14 protein-coding genes and 1 pseudogene are annotated in these 20425 nt (G+C 71.7%); 3 read left to right on the top strand and 12 right to left on the bottom strand.

What is annotated here, in order from left to right; genetic code table 11:
* Positions 1 to 7 precede the first annotated feature (7 nt).
* The 7 genes from GA0074692_RS12255 to GA0074692_RS12285 all read right to left on the bottom strand — a co-directional run bounded on the left by GA0074692_RS12255 (position 8) and on the right by GA0074692_RS12285 (position 9167).
* Entirely contained in the window at positions 8 to 2716 is a 2709-nt protein-coding gene (locus GA0074692_RS12255; RefSeq protein WP_091643584.1) for an alpha-L-rhamnosidase, read from the bottom strand.
* Positions 2713 to 3534, bottom strand: coding sequence for a carbohydrate ABC transporter permease (locus tag GA0074692_RS12260; RefSeq protein ID WP_091643589.1), 822 nt, complete (start codon positions 3532 to 3534; stop codon positions 2713 to 2715). The genes GA0074692_RS12255 and GA0074692_RS12260 overlap by 4 nt, the downstream gene beginning before the upstream one ends.
* Positions 3534 to 4490 carry a carbohydrate ABC transporter permease gene (locus tag GA0074692_RS12265; RefSeq protein WP_091643592.1) on the bottom strand — a complete coding sequence of 319 codons (957 nt, stop codon included), beginning with the start codon at positions 4488 to 4490 and terminating at the stop codon, positions 3534 to 3536. Before GA0074692_RS12265 ends, GA0074692_RS12260 begins: the two co-directional genes overlap by 1 nt.
* On the bottom strand, positions 4487 to 5185 hold the full coding sequence (locus GA0074692_RS12270) for a GntR family transcriptional regulator (protein ID WP_091643596.1): 699 nt from the start codon (positions 5183 to 5185) through the stop codon (positions 4487 to 4489). The genes GA0074692_RS12265 and GA0074692_RS12270 overlap by 4 nt, the downstream gene beginning before the upstream one ends.
* A 336-nt stretch (positions 5186 to 5521) precedes the next feature.
* The gene (locus GA0074692_RS12275) at positions 5522 to 6550 is read right to left on the bottom strand and encodes an ABC transporter ATP-binding protein (protein WP_091643601.1); all 1029 of its coding nucleotides are present in this window, start codon (positions 6548 to 6550) and stop codon (positions 5522 to 5524) included.
* The gene (locus tag GA0074692_RS12280) at positions 6547 to 8067 is read right to left on the bottom strand and encodes an ABC transporter permease (RefSeq protein ID WP_091643604.1); all 1521 of its coding nucleotides are present in this window, start codon (positions 8065 to 8067) and stop codon (positions 6547 to 6549) included. The genes GA0074692_RS12275 and GA0074692_RS12280 overlap by 4 nt, the downstream gene beginning before the upstream one ends.
* A gap of 59 nt (positions 8068 to 8126) precedes the next feature.
* Positions 8127 to 9167 (bottom strand): iron ABC transporter substrate-binding protein, encoded by a 1041-nt coding sequence (locus GA0074692_RS12285; protein WP_091643607.1) that lies wholly within the window; start codon positions 9165 to 9167, stop codon positions 8127 to 8129.
* Between the two features lie 115 nt (positions 9168 to 9282).
* Here GA0074692_RS12285 and GA0074692_RS12290 point away from each other — a divergent pair, with 115 nt between their 5' ends.
* Positions 9283 to 11919 carry an AMP-binding protein gene (locus tag GA0074692_RS12290; RefSeq protein ID WP_091643612.1) on the top strand — a complete coding sequence of 879 codons (2637 nt, stop codon included), beginning with the start codon at positions 9283 to 9285 and terminating at the stop codon, positions 11917 to 11919.
* Here the strand turns inward: GA0074692_RS12290 and GA0074692_RS35985 are convergent.
* The 4 genes from GA0074692_RS35985 to GA0074692_RS12310 form a co-directional block, all read right to left on the bottom strand.
* Complete coding sequence (locus tag GA0074692_RS35985; protein WP_091643617.1) at positions 11859 to 12806, bottom strand: GNAT family N-acetyltransferase; 948 nt, start codon at positions 12804 to 12806, stop codon at positions 11859 to 11861. The genes GA0074692_RS12290 and GA0074692_RS35985 overlap by 61 nt on opposite strands.
* 76 nt (positions 12807 to 12882) lie before the next feature.
* Complete coding sequence (locus GA0074692_RS33930) at positions 12883 to 13446, bottom strand: alpha/beta fold hydrolase (protein WP_141725248.1); 564 nt, start codon at positions 13444 to 13446, stop codon at positions 12883 to 12885.
* Between the two features lie 151 nt (positions 13447 to 13597).
* Complete coding sequence (locus GA0074692_RS12305) at positions 13598 to 14275, bottom strand: response regulator transcription factor (RefSeq protein ID WP_091643621.1); 678 nt, start codon at positions 14273 to 14275, stop codon at positions 13598 to 13600.
* Complete coding sequence (locus tag GA0074692_RS12310; protein WP_141725249.1) at positions 14272 to 16023, bottom strand: sensor histidine kinase; 1752 nt, start codon at positions 16021 to 16023, stop codon at positions 14272 to 14274. The genes GA0074692_RS12305 and GA0074692_RS12310 overlap by 4 nt, the downstream gene beginning before the upstream one ends.
* A gap of 189 nt (positions 16024 to 16212) precedes the next feature.
* Between GA0074692_RS12310 and GA0074692_RS36910 the strand changes: the two are divergent.
* Positions 16213 to 16440: pseudogene (locus GA0074692_RS36910) on the top strand (trypsin-like serine protease); the annotation flags it as partial.
* Positions 16441 to 16463: 23 nt separating this feature from the next.
* A complete protein-coding gene (locus GA0074692_RS36495; RefSeq protein WP_425413385.1) occupies positions 16464 to 18044 on the top strand; it encodes an FG-GAP-like repeat-containing protein in 1581 nt (526 codons plus the stop codon).
* Between the two features lie 213 nt (positions 18045 to 18257).
* On the opposite strand, the gene GA0074692_RS12320 is transcribed toward GA0074692_RS36495, so the two are convergent.
* The gene (locus GA0074692_RS12320; RefSeq protein WP_091643633.1) at positions 18258 to 20378 is read right to left on the bottom strand and encodes an MMPL family transporter; all 2121 of its coding nucleotides are present in this window, start codon (positions 20376 to 20378) and stop codon (positions 18258 to 18260) included.
* Positions 20379 to 20425 lie beyond the last annotated feature (47 nt).

Below are 20425 nucleotides of genomic sequence, written 5' to 3' on the forward strand. Positions count from 1 at the left end.
CCTGGCGTCAATGGATCGGCGGCACAGCGGGGACTTCGGCCGGAAAGCGGAAGTGATAGCTTCCGGACTCCAGTCGCAACAGGGTGAGTCCCCGTTGTTGCGCCAGCAGAGAGATTCCTTGCGAGCGGGTTGCGGTCTCGCTTCCTTCCCTGATGGTGGCTGAGGAAGCGGGAATGGCGGCCTCGGCGGTGTCCCCCGGCGGGATGCGCAGGGTCCACTCCACCTCGACGCCGACGCGACGCCACGAGCTTTCGACGCGTCCACGCGGTGTCTCGATCGCCCCGCGCGCCCAGTCGAGGGACGCGTCCACCTGCGGGGCGAGCCGGATGTGGCGGTAGCCGGCGGAGTCGGGTGTCTGGGTGATGCCCAGGATCCCGGTGAACAGCCATTCGCCGACGGCTCCGAGTGAGTAGTGGTTGAAGCTGTTCATTCGCGGCGACTGGAACCCACGCTCGGGGGTCCAACCGTCCCACCGTTCCCAGATCGTCGTCGCGCCGTTGCGGACCGAGAAGAGCCAGGACGGATAGCGGTCGTTGGTGACGAGCTTGTACGCCAGGTCGGACCGCCCGATCGACGTGAGCACCGGGCACAGCAGCCCGACGGTGACGAATCCGGTGGTGAGGGAGACGCCGCGCCGTTCGACCGCGGCCACGAGCCGCTCGGCCACGCGGTCCCGGTCCTCCGGGGCGCACAACTCGAACGCGAGCGTCAGCAGGTAGCTGCCCTGGGTGTCGCCGTGCACCCGGCCGTCGGGGGCGATGAACTCCGCGCGGTAGGCGCGGCGGATGCGCTCTGCGAGGTCGGCCAGCTCCGGGGCCTCAGGCCGCCCGAGCACGGCAAGGCTGCGGGCGGTGAGCTCGGCGCTGCGGGCGAAGTAGGCGGTCGCCAGCACGTCCTTGGGCGTCTCCTCGCCCAGTTGGAGCCAGTCACCGTAGTTGTTGCCGACGCGGTTGCGCCAGATCAGGTCGGGGTTGTGCCGCTCGACGTGGCGGACCCAACGAATCATCGAGTCCGCGGCGTCGCGCAGCACGGTGGTGTCGCCGGTGGCGCGGTGCACGTGCCACGGGATCGTCACGCCGCCATCACCCCACGCGGGGGCGCCCTCCCGCAGGTGGATGAGGTGGGGGGCGATGTCGGGGAAGGCCCCGCCGTCGGACTGGGCGCCGCGTACGTCGCGCATCCACCGCGTCAGCAGCGCGGCCACGTCCGCGAACAGCAGGGCGGTCGGCGTGAAGACCTGGGCATCGGCGAGCCAGCCGAGCCGTTCGTCGCGCTGCGGGCAGTCGGTCGGGATGGACACGAAGTTGCCGCGCAGGCTCCACGAGATGTTCGAGGCGAGGGCGTTCAGGTCGGCGCTCGAGGTCTCGAACGCGCTGGTACGGTCGAAGTCGTTGTGCAGGACGACCGCTTCGACGTCGTCGGTGGACAGGTCACCGGCGACGCCGCTGATCTCGACGAAGCGAAATCCGTGCAGGGTGAACCGCGGCTCGAACACCTGGCGGGGTGAGCCGTCGGTCCAGAACACGTCGACCTGCTCGGCGGTACGCAGGTTGGCGGTGTAGAGCTCACCGCGTTCGTCCAGCACCTCGGCGTGGGCGAGCTGCACGCGCGTGCCCGCGGCCTGGTCGCGCAGCGTCAGCGCGACCCGGCCGACGAGGTTCTGCCCGAAGTCGACGACGTGCCGTCCGGCGCCGCGGGCGGTGACCCGGACCGCCGCCACGCGCTCGGTCACCCGCACCGCCGGGTCGGCCTCGGGGACGAGCAGCGAGGTGTCCCGGGACACGGTCACCGCCTCGGACCAGCCCGAGGTGTCGTGCCCGGGCAACTGCCACCCGGGCTCGGCGCGACGCGAGTCCTCGTACTGACCCATCAGCAGGTCGGCGTAGAGGATGTCGCTGGCCGACTCGCGCCATCCGTCGTCGCTGACGACGAAGCGTCGTGAGCCGTCCGAACCGTCCATGACCAGCTGGACGAGGACGGCCGGCTCGGTGCCGTAGTGCTGGGCCTGGTGACGTCGGTCGGTGCCGATGAACCCGACGTACCAGCCGTCGCCGAGCAGCGCCGCGACCGTGTTGGGCCCGGGTCGCAGCAGGTCGGTCACGTCCCAGGTCTGGTAGGTGATCCGCTGCCGGTACTCGGTCCAGCCGGGCACGAGCTCGTCGTGGCCGACCCGGTGACCGTTGACGTACAGGCGGTAGATGCCCTTCGCGGAGGCGTGCACCCGGGCCGACGCGGGCGCGTCGGTGAGGTCGAAGCGGCGCACGAACCGGCGCACCGGCTGCAGCTTGTTCACCGTGTAGCTGATGTCGGTGTCCTGCGGCGGCGACGCGACCTGTTGGTACACCGGGTTGCGGGCGATCCAGGCGGCCCGCCAGTCGTCGGCGTGCACGATGCCGGTGCCGAACCGGGCACCGGCCCGGGTCCGGGCGCCCGTGTCGTCGACGACCTCCAGCTCCCACTCGTACGCCGACGACGACACCAGCGGCGCTCCGTCGTAGCGGGCGCCGACGGTGAGCGCCGAATCGACGTCGCCGGAGTCCCACACGGTCACCGGCCGGCCGGTCGAGGGCAGGTGGTGCACACGGATGCGGTACGAACGTTGACGCGCGCCGCGCCGCTGCGACTCCAGTCGCCAGGAGAAGCCGGGCGCGGCGACGACCCCGAGCGGTTCGTCCTGCCCGTTCACCCGCAACGCATATGCCAGCAAGCCGGTCACCCCTTCAGCCCTCCGGCGAAGCCGCGGATGATCTGGCGCTGCATGATGAAGTAGACGGCGAGGACCGGCAGGATGCTGATGACGAGGCCCGCGAACACGATCGGCCAGTTGGAGACGAACTGCCCGACGAAGGCGTACAGGGCGACGGTCACCGTCTGCTGCGGAGTGCCGCTGAGGTACAGCAGCGGTACGAGGAAGTCGTTCCACACGTTGATCGCGTTGAGGATGACGACGGTACCGGTGACCGGCCGCAGCAGCGGGAAGACCACGCTGCGGAAGGTACGCAGTGTGCCGGCGCCGTCGATCGCGGCCGCCTCCTCGAACTCCTTGGGCAGCGCCCGCAGGAACCCCGTGTAGAGGAATACGGAGAACGGCACCTGCGCGCCGCTGTAGAAGATCACCAGCGCCCACAGCGAACCGAGCAGACCGAGGTCACGCATGCTCTGGTACAGCGGGATGAGCGCCACCTGGAACGGGACCAGCATCCCACCGATCACCAGCCAGAACGTGCCGGTGGACAGCCGTGAGGTGATCCGGGCGAGCGGATAGGCGGCCATCGACGAGATCAGCACGATGATGCAGACGCTCGCGACCGTGACGATCGCGCTGTTGAGCAACGCGCTGGCCAGGCCGGCCTGCTCCCAGGCGGCGGCGTAGTTGGCCAGCGTGGGCGCGGTCGGGGGCAGCAGCGGCGAGGAGACGTCGTCGCCCGGACGCAGGGAGAGGTTCACCAGGATGTAGAGCGGAAACGCGAAGACCACGGCGACAGCGAACAGCAGGACTTCGCGGAGAAAAGTGCGCTTGGTGTAGCGGAACATCAGTCGACGCCCTTTCCGCTGGAGAGCCTGAACTGCACGACGGAGAAGAGCCCGACGATGGCGGCCAGCACCAGGGCCAGCGCGATGCCGTAACCGAACTCGTCGAACTGGAACGCCGACTTGTACAGCAACGTCGAGAGCGTCTCGGTGGACCCACCCGGCCCGCCGCCGGTCAGGACGTAGACCTCGGTGAACATCTTCAGTCCGCCGATGATGGTCAGCACCACGTTGATGGTCGTCGCGGGTGCCAGCAACGGCCAGGTGACGGACCGGAAGCGACGCCAGACACCGGCGCCGTCCACGGCGGCGGCCTCGTGCAGCTCCTGCGGGACCGCCTGCAGGCCTGCGAGGTAGATCACCATCGAGTAGCCGGCGTGCTGCCACACCACGACCATGACGACGGAGACCGCCGCCCAGGTGGGATCGCCGAGCCAGGTCTGGCTGAGACTGCCGAGCCCGACCGCGTGGAGCGCGCTGTCCACGGCGCCGTCCGGGGCGAGCATGAACTTCCACAGGTACGCCACGACGACGGGCGTGACGACGACGGGTGCGAAGAACACGACGCGCAGGAAGTTGCGCGACTTCAGGCCGGTGTTGACGCCGAGCGCGAGCAGTAGCCCGATGCCGTTCTGCAGAATGGTGATGGCAACCGCGAAGATGAGGGTCATCTTCAGCGCGTTGAGCGAGCTCTCGGTGGTGAAGATGCGCACGAAGTTGTCGAAGCCGACGAATTCGTAGTTGCGGGACAGCCCGTCCCAGTCGGTCAGGGCGAGCTGACCGCCGCGCAGAGTCGGCACGACGACTGCGAAGCCGTAGAAGGCGAGCGCGGGCACGGTGAACCAGAGCAGCCCTCGGGAGAGCGCGGCGGGACTGCGTCGGGCGCGGGTGGTGGCCGGGCGTACCTCGCCGGCCGACGCCTCGCGGACCGGCGGCGCCTCGGTCGTCACGCCGGTCATGAGGATGTCCGCTCGGCCCGGCCGCTGTGGATCAGCCCGGCCTCGAGCATGGCGTGTGACATCCGTTTGCGCGCGCCGCGCACGTGCTCGCGCATCCCGGACGCCAAGGGGCCCGGATCGCCCGCGACGATGAGGTCGAGCAGGAGCCCATGATCGTTGGCGGACGGGTGCAGGTCGGTTTCCTCGACGGTGAGCTGCATCAGACTGGCGAACACCGGTTCGTAGTCCTTCCATACGTTGGCGATGCGTCGGTTGCCGCCCATCTGGTAGAGCAGGGCGTGGAAGCGCAGGTCGGCCTTGGCGAATTCGGCGGCGGAGGAGCGGTCGGCCGCGGCGGCCATCTCGCCGACGATGTCGCGGGCGGCCTGCAGCTGCTGCGGCGTCGCCAGGTCGATGGCGCGGGTCACCGCCACGACCTCGATCGCCTCGCGCAGCTCGTACAGGTCCTCGATGTCGCGCTGACTCAGCCCGGCGACGAAGTAGCCCCGCCGCCGGGACTCGACCAACCCCTGGGACTCGAGTTGGCGCAGCGCGTCCCGGACCGGGCCCCGGCTGACGTCGTACTGCGAGGCCAGGGCGTCCTCGATGAGATGCGTTCCGGGTTGCACCGTCCGCCGGACGATCTGGTTCCGGATGACCTCGGCGAGTTGGTCACCCAGCGTTGGCGCTCGGGTCGGCCTGTGCGACGTGACCACTGTTTCACCCCCCGTTTACCGTTAACAGAGGACCGTAAACGGTTGACACACGACGGTCAAGAGCTCGAAACATTGTCCGTCTTGGTTGTTAAGAGAGATATAGCCGCGTTTCGGAGTGCACCAAGCGTTGCTGCCGCCGGGTCATGGCATGGTGAGGAGGAGTCCGCGCTGCGGGCGCGCTCGGTCCACGCCTCCGCTGTGCAAGGTGGACCTGGGCCTCGCGACGTCGGCCGGCTCCGCTACATGGGCCGAACCGGTCCACTCAGGACGCCGCGAGGGCGGGGCTGGCCGCGCAGCCCCGGTGGTCCGGGTGGGCACCGGGGCGGGGTCGGTCCACTATCCGGCGTACGCGCGGACCTGTCCCTGCACCGTGACCGCGACCTGGGCGCCAGCGGGCAGACCGGTGCCCTCGTCGAGAGTCCGGGCGGTCAGCACGGTGCCGTCGTCGAGGCGCAGCGTGGTCAGCGCGTCGTGCCCGTGGAAGTCCTGTCGCACCACCGTGGCCGGCGCGCCACCGGACGGGGCGATCCGGATCTGTTCCGGGCGGACGAGGATGGTCGCCGTGCCTCCGGCGGCGGGCCCGCGCAACGGCAGCCGGCCCAGCGGGGTGACCGCCATGTCGTCGTCGACGGTGGCCGGGAGCAGCACGGCGTCGCCCACGAACCGGGCGACCCACGGGTCGGCGGGGTCCCGGTAGACCTCGGCGGGCGTCCCGCACTGCACGATCACCCCGGCGTCCATCACGGCGACGGCGTCCGCCATGGACAGCGCCTCGCCCTGGTCGTGGGTGACCAGCACGCCGGTGGCGCCGTCGGCGTGCAGCGCCTGCCGGACGTCGGCCCGCAGTTCGGCGCGAAGCTTCGCGTCCAGGGCGCTGAACGGCTCGTCGAGCAGCACCAGCGGCGGCCGGGGCGCCAGCGCGCGGGCCACCGCGACCCGCTGTTGCTGGCCGCCGGAGAGCTGGTGCGGCATCCGCGCGCCGTACCCGGCGAGGCCGACGAGGTCGAGCACCTCCTCGACCCGGCCGGAGCGGCGGGCCGCCCGGTCCAGCCCGTAGCCGACGTTGTCCGCGACGGACAGGTGCGGGAAGAGTGCCCCCTCCTGCGGGACGACGGCGACGCGGCGGCGGTGCGGTGGGACGTGCACGCCGTTGCCGACGAGCACCCGGCCGTCGACGGTGACGGTGCCCCGGTCGGCCCGCTCGAATCCGGCGACGCAGCGCAGCAGGGTGGTCTTGCCGCAGCCGGACGGGCCCAGCACGGCCAGCAGCGTGCCGCGCCGGACGTCGAGGTCGACGCCGGTGAGGGCGGGCACCGTCCCGTACGACTTGGCCAGGCCGGCCACGGTCAGCATGCTCTCGGTCATCGGGTCCCTCCGGGATCGGTGAGTCCGGTGCGGGCCGCGAGCAGCCAGGTGGGCACGGCGGCGAGCGCGACGAGGATGGCCGCGTACGGGGCCGCGGCGGCGTACGCGGCGGTGGAGGTGTGCGTCCACAGCTCGGTGGCCAGGGTGTCCATCCCGGTGGGCCGCAGCAGCAGGGTCGCCGGGAGTTCCTTCATGCAGGTGAGGAACGTCAGCGCCGCCCCGGCGCCGATGCCGGGCAGGGTCAGCGGCAGGGTGACGGTGCGGAACACCGCGAACGGTCCCCGGCCGAGTGACCGGGCGGCCTCCTCCACGGCGGGTGGGCTCTGCGCGGCGGCGGACGCGACCGCGCCGACGGCGAGGGGGAGGAACAGCGTCGCGTACGCCAGCGCCAACAGCCACCGGCTCTGGTAGAGCGGGTACGCCACGTTGACGGCGAAGAAGACCAGGGAGAGGCCGATCACCACGCCGGGCAGGGCGTGCGCGACGTAGGTGAGCCGTTCCAGCAGGGTGGTCACCGGGCCGGGGGCGCGGGCGGCGAGCAGCCCCAGCGGGAGGGCCAGCAGCATGGTGAACGCCGCACCGGCGAGCGACACCGACAGCGAACCGCCGGCGGCCGACGCGATCTCGGCGAGCGAGCCGGGGCGGGACACCCCGGCGGCGAGCCAGCGGGCCAGCCCGACAGCCGGGACGCCGAGGGCCAGCGCCTCGACCGCGAGCAGGGCCGCCACGGCCGGCCATCGCCAGCGGCCCAGCCCGAGCCGAACGGGCGGCCGGACGGCGGTGCTGGCGTACCGGGCGTCACGGGTTCGGGTGGTCAGCTCGGCGCCGATCAGCAGCACCGTGAGGACGACCAGGACGGTGGAGAGCACGAGCGCGCCGGTGCGGTCGAAGCCGAGGTTGAACGCGGTGAAGATGGCCCGGGTGAAGGTGTCGACCTGGACGAGGGAGACCGCGCCGAAGTCGGAGAGCACGTACAGGGCGACCAGCAGCGCGCCCGCGGCGACGGCCGGGCGGACCTGGCGCAGGGTCACCCCGAACAGGGTCGCCCACGGGCCGTGACCCAGCGAGCGGGACACCTCCTCCTGCCCCGGGTCGGCACGGGTGAACGCGGCGACGGCCGGCAGGAAGACATACGGGTAGGAGCAGACGGTGAGCAGCAGCGCCGCCGCCCAGAAGCCGGCGAATCCGTCCACGGTGGCGATCCAGGCGAACCCGGCGACGTACGTGGGCACGGCCAGCGGCAGCGCCGCGACAACGCCGAACGCGCGACGACCGGGCAGGTCGGTGCGGGCGACGAGGAACGCGGCCCCGACGCCGACGACCGTGCAGGCGACGGTGACCACGGCGGCCAGCGCCAGACTGCGGCCGGCGAGCACGGCGAGCCGTTCCGTGAGCAGTTCGGCCGCGATCCGGTCCCAGCCCGCCTCGCCGGCGCGTACGCCCAGGTAGACCAGAGGTATCAGGGCGACCGCGACGGCGGCGGCCGACGCGGCGGTCAGGCCGGGCCGGGGCAGCACACGACGCGGTGACCGTCGGGCCCGCGTTGCGGCCCGACGGTCACCGGCGAGAATCCCGCTCAGGCCAGCCCCGCTTCCTTGATCATGGCGACCGTGGCGTCGAGCGTGTCGAGGTCGTTCAGGTCGATCTTCGGCGCCTCGAGGGTGGTCAGCTCCGGCAGGCCGGGGGCGGCCGGGACGCCGGCGGCCAGCGGGTACTCGAACGTCTCGGTCGCGAAGTAGGTCTGCGCCTCGGTGCCGAGCAGGTAGTCGACCAGGGCACGGGCGTCCGGGTCGGAGCCGGCCCGCTTGAGCAGGCCGACGCCGGCGGCGTTGACCAGCCCGCCGGTGTCCCCGTTCGGGAAGAAGTGCAGCCGCGCCTTGAGCGTCTCCGGGGTGCCGCCGCGCTCCTTGGCCAGTTCGTAGACGTAGTAGTGGTTGACCAGGCCCACCGCGAGCTTACCCGCGTCGATGTCGGCGACGATCTGGACGTTGTTCTCGCGGATCTGCGGCTCGTTGGCCTTGAGCCCGGTCAGGAACTCCTTCGCCTTGGCGTCGCCGTGCTGCACCCGCAGGGCGGTGACGAACGCCTGGAACGAGCCGTTGGTGGGGGCCACCCCGATCTTGCCCTTCCACCGGGGGTCGGTCACCTCGAACACCGAGTTGGGCAACTGCTCCTGGGGCACCTGATCGGCGTTGTAGGCGAGCACCCGGGACCGGCCGCTGACGCCGACCCACTGTCCGCCCCCGGCGCGGTACGCCGCCGGCACCCGGTCCAGCACCTCCTGCGGCAGGGTGGCGAGTTGGCCGGCCTTGGTGACGGCGCCGAGGGCGCCGGCGTCCTGCGCGAAGAAGACGTCGGCCGGGCTACGCTCGCCCTCCTCCAGCAGCTGGGCCGCCATCTGCGCCGTGGTGCCGTACCGGACGTCCACGTCGATCCCGGAGGACTTCTCGAACTTCTCCAGCACCGGCTTGACCAGGTTCTCGCTGCGCCCACTGTAGATGGTCAGCCGCTTGTCGCCCGACTTGCCGGGGTCGCTCTCGTCGCCGCCGCCGCACGCGGTCAGCGAGAGAAGGCCGGCCAGGGTGGCGGTCAGGATGAGACTCAGACGCTTCTGCACAGGTAAGGCTTACCTTAGCGCTGCACCTGGACGCAAGTTTCTTCTCGTCCGACCGAGGGTGACTCCGGCGACCCGACCTTTCGATATGAGGTGAGCCTGCCCTAACCTGAGCGCCATGCACGTGCTCCCTGCGATCGAGCCGGTGCCGTTCGCCGCCGACCTGGCCGGCCACGGCGACCGTCCCGCCGTGATCACCGCGGACGGCCCGCTCAGCTACCGGGACCTGGCCGGCCGGGTCGACGAGCTGGCCGCCCGCCTCGGCCCGCACCGACGGCTGGTCCTGCTCGCCGGCGCCAACCGGCTCGACGAGCTGGTCGCGTACCTCGCCGCCCTCGCGGGCGGACACCCGCTGCTGCTGGCCCCCGGCGACAACACTGCGGCGACCGACGCGCTGATCCAGTCGTACGACCCGGACGTGGTGCTGCGCCGCGACGGCGGGACGATGGCGCTCGACGAGCGCCGGCCGGGCAGCCGGCACGAGCTGCATCCCGAACTGGCTCTGCTGCTGAGCACCTCCGGCTCGACCGGCTCCCCGAAACTCGTCCGGCTGTCCCGGGCGAACCTGCAGGCCAACGCCGAGGCCATCGCCGGCTACCTGGGCATCCGCGACACCGACCGGGCGGCCACCACGCTGCCGCTGCACTACTGCTACGGGCTGTCGGTGGTCAACAGCCACCTGCTGCGGGGAGCCGCGCTGCTGCTGACCGACCTGTCCGTCGCCGACAACGGGTTCTGGGAGCTGTTCCGGGCGGCCCGGGGCACCGCCCTGGCCGGCGTGCCGTACACGTTCGAGCTGCTGGACCGGGTGGGCTTCGCCGAGATGCGTCTACCCCACCTGCGCTACGTCACGCAGGCCGGCGGGCGGCTCGACCCCGAGCGGGTCACCCGGTACGCCGCCCTCGGCCGCCGGCGCGGCTGGGACCTGTACGTCATGTACGGCCAGACCGAAGCCACCGCCCGGATGGCGTACCTGCCGCCGCATCTGGCCGCCACCCGCCCCGAGGCGATCGGCGTTCCGGTGCCCGGCGGCTCGTTCCGGCTGTGCCCGCTGCCCGACCGGCCGGAGCCGGACACCGGGGAGCTGGTCTACACCGGACCGAACGTGATGCTCGGCTACGCGGAGGACCCCGCCGACCTGGCCCTCGGCCGCACCGTCGACGAGCTGCGCACCGGCGACGTGGCCCGCCACGCCCCCGACGGTCTGTGGGAGATCGTGGGACGCGTCGGCGGCTTCGCCAAGATCTTCGGACTGCGCGTCGACCTGGCGCGGGTCGAGGAGCGGCTACGCGCGGCCGGCGTGTCGGCGTACTGCGCGGGCACCGACCGGGAGCTGGTCGTGGGGGCCGAGGCCCCGGCCGAGCCGGACCGGGTCCGGCGGCTCGCCGCCACGGCGGCCGGGCTGCCAGCGCGGGCGGTACGGGTGCGCGTGCTGGCCGAGCTGCCCCGGCTCGGCAACGGCAAGCCCGACCGGCCCGCCCTGCTGGCGCTTCCCGCCGAACCGACCGCCACGGCCGGGCCGGACCTGTGCCGGCTGTACGAGCGGGTGCTCGACGTCGCCGACGTCACCCCGGACGACAGCTTCGTCTCCCTCGGCGGCGACTCCCTGTCGTACGTGGAGATGTCCGTGCGGCTGGAGGAGGCCCTGGGCAGGCTGCCCGCCGACTGGCACACCACCCCGATCCGGGACCTGCGCCGGCCCGCGCCGGACGCGTCGCGCCGCCGCGCCGCCGCCCTGGAGACGAGCGTCGCGCTACGGGCGGTGGCCATCATCGCGATCGTCGGCTCGCACATCCCGCTGTTCACCGTCAAGGGCGGCGCGCACCTGCTGCTCGCGGTCGCCGGGTTCAACTTCGCCCGGTTCCAGCTGGCCGACGCGCCCCGTCGGGACCGGCTACGCGCCGCCGGGCGCGGGATCGGCCGGGTGGTGCTGCCGGCAGCGCTCTGGATCGCTGCGGCCGGCGCGGTCACCGGCGACTACACGATCACCAACGTCCTGCTACTCAACAGCGTCCTCGGACCGCACGACGGGGCCACCCAGTGGCACTTCTGGTTCGTCGAGGCGCTGGTGTACGTCCTGCTCGGCACGGCCGCGCTGCTGACCGTACCCGCGGTGGACCGGCTGGAGCGACGCCTGCCGTTCGCGTTGCCGCTCGCCCTCGCCGCGCTCGGTCTGGTCACCCGGTACGACCTGCTGGGGCTGGCCGGGCGCGGCCACGTCCCGTCCGCCGTGGTGGTGTTCTGGCTGTTCGCCCTCGGCTGGGCCGCCGCCCGCGCCAGCAGCACCGGACGACGACTCGTGGTTACCGCCGCCGCCCTGCTCACGGTGCCCGGGTTCTTCGGGCAGCCGGCACGGGAGGCGCTGATCGTGGCCGGGTTCGCACTGCTGGTCTGGGTGCCGCGGCTGCCGAGCCGGCGGACCGTCAACCGGGCGGCGGCGCTGCTGGCCGGCAGTTCCCTGTACATCTACCTCACCCACTGGCAGGTGATGCCGCTGGTCGCCCCGTGGTCGCGGTGGGCGGCGCTGGTCGCGTCCCTGGCCGTCGGGATCGGCTGCGCGGCACTCGCCCGGCTGACGGCGCGGCGACTACCGGCCGGCCACCGCACCCGGCTCAGCCGTACCGGAAACCGCCTACGTCAGCTCGTCGCCCGGGTCACCGTGGCCGGACCGGCGACTGACCGGACGACCGGTCCTCAGCCCGCGGTCCTGATGAGCGGCGCGTCCCGGGAGAGCTGTCGGAACCCGACGCCGTAGTACAGCTCGCGCGCCTGGACATGGCCCGGCGCGCCCAGGCAGGCGACCGTCGCATGAGTGGCCCCGGCCGCCCGCGCCATCTGCATCCCGTGCAGCAGCATCGCCCGTGCCAGCCCCCGACGCCGGTAGTCCGGATGCGTCCCGACCGGCTCGAACTCGACGGACCTGTTCGCCTCGTCGAACCACATGATCGTCGAGGCGGCCATCGTGCCGTCCGGCGCCTCCACCAGGATGTGCAGGTCGCCGCGATACCCCGTCGCCCGCCGGACCCCCTGGTAGCCCTCGGCCGTGTACGTCGACGGAGCCCAGGCGTCCAGATGGGCCTGGACCGCGGCCTCCGGCCCGGCCTCGTCGGCGGTGCGGAACCGGAATCCGTCCGGCAGCACCGGCTGCGCCACGTCAGCGAGGTCCCGCTCGTTGAGCTGGGTCCAGAACCCGGTGTCACCGAGCGAGGCCGGGTCGGTCACATAGCCGTGCGCCGTCCAGCGCCGCAGGGCGAACTCGTCGGCCGCGCTCGGCACCACCCGCCGCTCGATGTCCGCCGCCGTCCCGTCGTACCAGTTGATCACCTCGTCGACCAGCCCGGCGTGGTCGGGATGGACCTGATACGTCAGGTAGGCGCCGGTGATGTCCTTCACCGACCCGTCGCTGCGCCGCACCTGGCGCGGAAGCTGGGCCCAGCCCCACGCCACCAGATCCTCGCCGGAGAACCACAACCGGCGTCGCCAGCTCGCGCCCTCGCTGGCGTGCCCCTTGCCCCAGTTCCAGGCCAGCTCGCCGAAGGTCGCCTCGCTGTTCACCAACTCCAGGCGGGTGGCGGTGACCCGCTGCGCCAGCCCCTGCATGAGCTGTAGGTCCCCGGCTGTCACACGCTCGACGTTCGCCATGGTGCGCCATGGTGGCACGGTGCCGCACCGCCGTCGAACCGTTTTCCGGGAGGCCGGCGGGCGGACCGACGCGGGTCTACCGGGCGACGTCGGTGGCGTGTTGCGTCAGGAAGGTGGTCACCGCCCGACGGAAGTCGTCCGGGCTCTCGACCCACGGCGAGTGACCGGCCCCGGCGAGGCTCACCCGCTGGCTGTTGGTCAGCGCCTCGTGCAGCGAGTCGACGGCCCAGCGGGGGCGGATGTCCTCGGTGCCGTCGACGATCAGCACGGGCAGGTCGAGCGCTCGGCACTGCCCGGCCATCTCGGTGGTGGCGAGCTCCTGCTTGACCTCGGCGTTGATGGCCCGGTTGCAGTCGTGGTTGATGCCCAGCCACGGGGTGGCCATGTCTTCGGCGTGCCGCAGGGCGGTCCCGTGGTCGGCGACGAAGCGGGCGACGCGGTACGGTCCGCGCCGCTGCGATCGTCCGCAGCCGCGCTGGTCCCACCGGATGGTGCGGGCATGCGGTTCGAGCAGCCGGGCGACCGGGTCGAGGTAGTCCCACAGGCCCGGACCGCCGTGGCAGAGCACCAACGGCGGCCCGGCGCCGGCCTGTTCAGTCCACAGGTGGCAGTCGTCGTCGGCGCGCACGTCCAGAGCCACCAGGCCATCCTCGCGTATCGGGCCCCGAACCGCCGGTACGGGGCTGACTACCTACTCGACCATGACGGGGTGGCGCCCAGATACACCGGCGCCGAGAGCGTGTGGTGCGATGACAGCCTGGGAGGGTGACGCCGTGCCCCAGGGCCTTGGATCATCGCCGGCCGGTGCCACGCAGGTACGTCAGGGTAGCCAGGACCCGCAGGTTGACGCTGCTCCGATCGAGGTCGGTGGCGTTGGTCAGCCCGAGCTTCGCGGCGATGACGGTGAACTGCCGCTCCACCGTACTGATCTTGGTGTTGAGCTCCTGGGCGATCCGGCGGTTGGACCGGCCCTCCGCGACCAGGCTGAGAACGCGCCGCTCGTGGGGGGTCAGGCTGTCCAGCGGATTCGCGGCCCGGGGCCGGGCCATCAGCCGGCCGATGATGGACGGGTCGAGGACGACCTCGCCACGGTCGACGGCCGTGAATGCGTGGACCAATTCGTCGAGGTTGCCGAGCCGCTCCTTGCCCAGGTAGCCGACGGCGCGGGGAATCGGTTCGATGGTCAACAGCCGCTGGGCGTAGGCCGGTTCGAGGTATGCCGACAGCACCAGGAGGGCGATCTCGGGGTACCGCTGGCGGACGTGCTCGGCGACGCGTAGGCCGTCGTCGTCGCGGGCCGGCGACAGCCGGATGTCCACCACCGCGATGTCCGGTGCGGTTTCGTCGATGACGGCGAGCGCCTCGGCCTCGGTGCGGGCCCGTCCCACGACGTCGATCCCGCGACCGTGGAGCGCGTCGGCGAGCAGGTCGAGGTAGAACCCCTGGTCCTCGACGATGACGACTCTCATGCCGGTCCACCCCCGGTGTGCGCGAAGACGGCCCGGACGGTGGTACCGCAGCCGGGTGGGCTGTCGACGGCAAAAGTGCCACCGACGCCGACGATTCGATGGTGCAGGCCGACGAGGCCGCTGCCCCTGCCGACCGTGGCGCCGCCGCGCCCGTCGTCGGCAACCTCGACGACGAGCGCGCCGGCTTCGTCGCGGATCGTCACCTGGGCCGTTGTCGCGCCGGCGTGCCGGTACACATTGGTGAGCGCCTCGCTGACGACGAAGTACGCGGTGATCTCCACGTACTTGGTCCACCGTTGCGGGTCGACGACGACGGTGACGGGCAGCGGGATCCGGTCGACCAGGTGCTCGATGGCCGCGGCCAGCCCGTGGTCGGTGAGAACGGCCGGGTAGATGCCCTGGATGAGGTCGCGTAGCGCGCCCAACGCGTCGGTGAGCTCGCGATGGGCGTCGGTCACCGCGTCGACGGCAGCGGTCTTGTCGGGCCCGGCGAGTAGCCGGCGGGCGGCGTCGAGCCGCATGAGGACAGCGAAGAAGCGCTGCTGCGCGCCGTCGTGCAGGTCGCGCTGGATCCGCTGACGCTCGTCGAACGCGGTCTGGGCGAGCCGCAGCCTGGAGTGCAGGGTGTGTTCGAGGTGGGCCTGGGTCATCGCGTACAGGCGGGCATTGTCGATCGCGAGCCCGGCGGCGACGACGGCGGCGGCGACCACGTCCCGCTGCTCTTGCAGCACCACGTCGTGTTCGATGAGGGCGACGAGCCGGCCCCGGCGGTGCACCTCGGTGACGGCGCGGTCGGGTCCCGGCGCCGGGCGGTCGACATAGCGTCCAGCGGTGTCGATCGTCGTGTCGTCGTCGCGGACGTAGGCGACCGACAGTGTCGGGTCGCCGAGCGTGCGGCGAAGGGCGGACTCCATGGTGGCCGGACCGACCGGGGTCCCGGGGTCGGCGTCGAGTTCCTGCATCATGCCGACGACACGCAGCCGGCCGATGCGCAGCCGGAGCCATCGGATCAGGCTCAGGGCCGGTACCAGGGCCAGGACGGTGGCCGGGAAGGCCAGGGCCAGGCCGATCTTCAACCGGTCGGGGCCGGGCAGGACCGTGGCGGCGGCCTCAGCGATCTTCAGGGAGCTGACCGCTCCGACGCCGAGCCACACCCGCCCGGAGGGCAGCCGCCGCGCCGCGCTGGCCCGTGACCAGCGAAACAGCACCAGCGAGACCGCCGCCACGCCCATCACTACGCCGGACGCGCTGCCGATGGCCCCCCACGCGGTGGTGTGCTGCGGCAGGTGCGGCGCCCACGGCGGCTGAGGGGCGTCCACGACGAATCGGACGGTCTGCGTGCCGATGGAGATGACATAGGCCGCGACCACGTACACCCGGTCGACCAGACCGGGCAGCCGCCCGTCCGGCCAGCTCAGCAGGACGTGCCCGGCGATCGCCATCCAGGCGTACGCCAGGCAGAACCCGACCGCGAAGCGCCACCCGTCAACCGCCCGCAGGTACTGCAGGTAGTACACGGCACCGCCGAGCGTGATCAGAGTCCCGATGTGGGGCCTCGGCAGCCGGACCCAGAGCACCAGGCCCGCGGCGATGATCACCACCCCGACCGTGCGCGGCGAGACCTCCTCCCACCAATGCGGGCTGCGGACCGACCACGACACGGCCATGGTCCAGGCGGCGATGCCGTAGGCGCCGGCCCCACCGAGACCGGCGACGATCCACCGGTGGCGCGACGCCGTGGTCTGCATGGCTGTCCTCCGGATCATGGGCCCGCAGCCAACCTCACTGCCGCCGCCAGCCGGACGCAACCAAGGTTTCTGAGCTCCCTCGCCGGATGTTTCCGCACCGGGTACCGCAGATCGCCCGGACGACTGGCCACCGCCGTCCACACACACTCGGTCATACACCGGTCACTGTAAACCGAGAAGGGACCTACCATGCGCACACCCCTACGACAGGCGGCGTTGGCAGTGGTCGCCGCGGCAGCCGTCCTGCTGCCGGCCGCGCCCGCCCACGCGATCTTCAACGGCCTACCGGCCGCCGACGGAGAGTTTCCGTTCATGGCCGCCCTGACGCGGGCGGACCAGCCGGGCAACGCCTACGACACCCGGTTCTGCGGCGGATCGCTGATCGACCGCGGCTGGATCCTCACCGCCGCGCACTGCACCGACGGCCTGACCCCCAGCAGATCACCGTGGTCATCGGGCGGACCCGCCTCACCAACTCCGCCGGGGAGGTACGTGCGGTCAGCAGCATCGTCCGCCACCCCCAGTACACCCGCACCTGGGACGCCACCCCCGACTACGACGTCGCGCTGCTCAAGCTGTCGACGCCGTCGGCCATCACCCCGATCCGGATGGCGTTCACGAACAACCGCAACACCTGGCTTCCCGGCAGCGGCGTCACGACCCTCGGCTGGGGTGCGACCACCTGGGTGGGCGACCCGCTGTTCGGCTCACCCGGCGGCTACCCCGATGTCCTGCAGGTCCGCGGGCTCCAGGTCGCCGACGACGCGGCCGCTCGCGGTACCTATCCGACCTACCGCGCCGAGACGATGCTCACCGCCGGTGTGGCCGGGGCAGGCATCAGCGGCATCTGCTTCGGCGACTCCGGCGGGCCGCTGATCGCGTACGGGCAGGGAACCGCCAGGCTGATCGGGGTCACGAGCTTCATCAAGGGCAAGGAGTGCGGTCGGGCGGTCACCGGCAGCGGATTCGCCCGCGTCGGCGAGGGACCACTGTCCCGCTGGATCATCGAGCAGGTCCCCACGCTGGCCAGCGACGGCTGGATGAGCCGCAGCGGCGACTTCAACGGTGACAGCAAGGACGACATCGTCGCGTTCGTCCGGGGCGCGGTGGTCCCCGGCAGCCCCGGCAACTACTCGGTGTGGGTGGCGCTGAGCAACCCGTCCGGGACCGGGCCGTTCGGGCTGCCCACGCAATGGGCGTCGTCGTTCGCCGACACCGACCAGTTCCCGATGGTCGGGGACTTCAACGGCGATCGACGCGACGACATCGTCGTCTTCACCCGCGGCACCGTGCGCACCGCCAACGTCGCGCTGAGCACCGGAACCGGGTTCGGCCCTTCGCGGGCCTGGCACACCTCATTCACGCCGAACGACGAGATCCCGGCCGTCGGCGACGTCAACGGCGACGGCAAGGACGACGTCGTCGCCTTTCCCCGCGGCTCCTCGGGCGACGCCTGGGTGGCGCTGAGCAACGGCGCGGCGTTCGGCGCGGCGACGTTCTGGGGTAACGGCATCGCCATGGGCAACGAGATCCCGACGCTCGCCGACGTCAACGGCGACGGCCGCGCCGACACGGTCACCTTCACCCGCGGCGGCCAGGGTGACGTGTGGGTGTCGCTGAGCACCGCGACCCGGTTCGGGTCGCCGCAGCGCTGGCACGCCGACTTCTGCTTCGGCTCCGAGATCCCGGCCGTCGGCGACTTCAACGGCGACCGCAAGGCCGACATCGTCACCTTCACCCGGGGCGGCCAGGCCGACGTCTTCGTGGCGTTGAGCAACGGCTCGTCGTTCGTCGGCACCGCGGCGGTGTGGAACGCGGACTTCGCCGCCTACAACGAGATCCCGGGCGTCGGCGACTTCAACGGCGACGGCAAGGACGACATCGCCACCTTCACCCGGGGCGATACGGCCGACGTGTACGTCTCCCGCAGCAACGGCCAACGCTTCACCGATGTCCATCTGAAGTGGAACGACTGGATGGTCGCCGGGGGCGAGGTCCCCGCAGGCGGCAGCACCTGGTAAGCGCGGCCTCGGCAGCGGGCCGGGCGGCCCGCTGCCGAGGCGTACCAGGGTGGCCTACCGGTCGGCGGTTGGGCGCTGGCGACCACCCGTCGGCCGGCATCACGAAGGTCCTGAGCGGCACGAATGGCATGGGAGAACCGAATTGACGTCCACCGGCGCGGCCAGCGCTACCACGCGGCGGACGCCGGGCGTCGGCGCGCCTGTTCCCGCTCGTCAGTCCGCGCGGATTCCCCACCGGTTGTAGAGCGGCCGCAGGGGTCCCGGCACCCACCAGTTGAACCGGCCGAGCAGCCGCATGGTGGCTGGCATCAACAGGGCCCGCACGATGGTGGCGTCCACGACGACGGCGATGGCCAGTCCGATACCGATGATCTTCACGACCAGTACGCTCGACGTCGCGAACGACACGATCACCACCACCAGCAGCAGGGCCGCGCTGGTGATGATCCGACCGGAGCGTTGCAGTCCGACCGCGACCGCCTCGGTGTTGTCACCGATCAGATCGTAGTGCTCACGGATGCGCGAGAGCAGGAACACCTCGTAGTCCATCGACAGCCCGAAGGCGACCGCGAAGATCAGGATGGGTTGCACCACGTCGATGTTGCCGGTGGAGGTGAACCGGAGAAGCCCGTCCAGATGGCCGTCCTGGAAGATCCACACCACCGCGCCGAACGCCGCGGTCAGGCTCAGCACGTTCATCAGGATCGCCTTGACCGGCAGCACCAGTGAGCCGAAGGAGAAGAACAGCAGCAGGAAGGTGGTGACCACGACCAGCAGCGCCATCCACGGCAGCCGCTCCGCGAGCATGTCCATCAGGTCGGCGAAGCCGGCGGCGTCACCACCGACCAGTACCGTGCCGGCGGGGGGTGGTTCGAGGGCGCGCACGGCGTCGACCAGTTCCCGTCCCTCAGCGGAGATCGGTTCCGCGTCGAACCGTACGGTGATCCGGGCGGTGTCACCGGCCAGGCCGGTGACGTCCGCGTGCCGGACGCCGGGCAGCGCCGCCACCCGCTCCAGGTAGGCGGCGATCTCCTGCCGGCCGGCGGGCTCGGTCGCCGGACCGGCCAGCGTCACGATGGCGTCGATCGGCCGGGTGACGCTGTCCGGGAACGACTGCTCGAGGGTGTCCTGCACCTGCCGGCTCGCCGCCGAGGCGGGTAGCACCCGGGTGTCCAGCCAGCCGTAGGAGATGCGTAGGAACGGCAGACCGAGAACCACGAGCACGGCGATCACCGCGCCTCCGACCAGCACGGGTCGACGCATCACGGTCCGCGCGATCCGCGCCCACGCGCCGGAGTCCGGATCGGTGGCCGCCGGCCTGCGGCGGCGCTCGCGTAGGCGCGTACCGAGCAGGGCGAGCATCGCCGCCATCACGGTCAACGAGAAGAACCCGGCCAACAGCACCGCCGTGACCCCACCGACGGCGATGGACCGTAGGAACACCTGCGGGAACACGGCCAGGCTGGCCAACGCGAGCGCGACGGTGACCGCGGAGACGACGATCGTCCGGCCGGCGGTGACCATGGTCCGCCGTACCGCCTGCGGCACCGGGTGCCCTGCGCCGATCTCTTCCCGGAACCGGCTGACCATGAACAGGCTGTAGTCGACGGCCAGGCCGAGTCCGAGCAGCGTGACCACGTTGACCGCGAAAATCGAGACGTCGGTGAACTGCGCCAGCAGCCGGAGGCCGGCCATCGAGCCCACGATCGCCAGCACCCCGACCAGCACCGGAAGCAGCGCCGCCAGCACGTTACGGAAGATGAGGACCAGCAGCAGGAAGAGGATCGGCAGGGCCATCGCCTCGGCGCGGGTCAGGTCCGCCTTGCTCTGGGTGTTGACGTCGTCGACCAGCGCCAACGGCCCGCCGACCGTGACGTCGAGTTCCGGGCTGTCCAGGGTGTCCTTGACGGCCAGGTAGTTCGTGAGTCGCTCGTTCTCGGTGGCGCCGGCAATCTGCACCACTGCGAACGTCTCCCGGCGATCGGCGCTGACCAGGGCGGGCTCGCTGGCTCGCCAGTAGTCGGTCACGCCTTCGACCCGGTCCGCCGGAAGCTGGTCGAGGACCTGCTGGGCCGCGGTACGGTACGCGGGCTCCTCGACCGTCCAACGGTCGCTGCCGAAGAGCACCACGACGTCCGCGTCGTTGCGGCCGAGCCGCTCCCGTTCGACCTCCGCGGCCCGCGAACTCTCGCTCGCCGCGTAGGTGAAGCCGCCGACGGCCAGGTCGTCGAAGGCGTTGGCTCCCCATGCGCCGGCCGCGGCCAGGAAGACCGTGGCACCGGCGATCACCCACCAACGCACCTGGTGCGCAAACCGGCCAAGGAGGTCCAACATCGCAGTTCCCTTCGGTCGACCGCAGCTCTCCCCGACCGGATGCGGCA

Origin of the sequence: Micromonospora pallida (assembly GCF_900090325.1) — a bacterium.
GTDB lineage: Bacteria > Actinomycetota > Actinomycetes > Mycobacteriales > Micromonosporaceae > Micromonospora > Micromonospora pallida.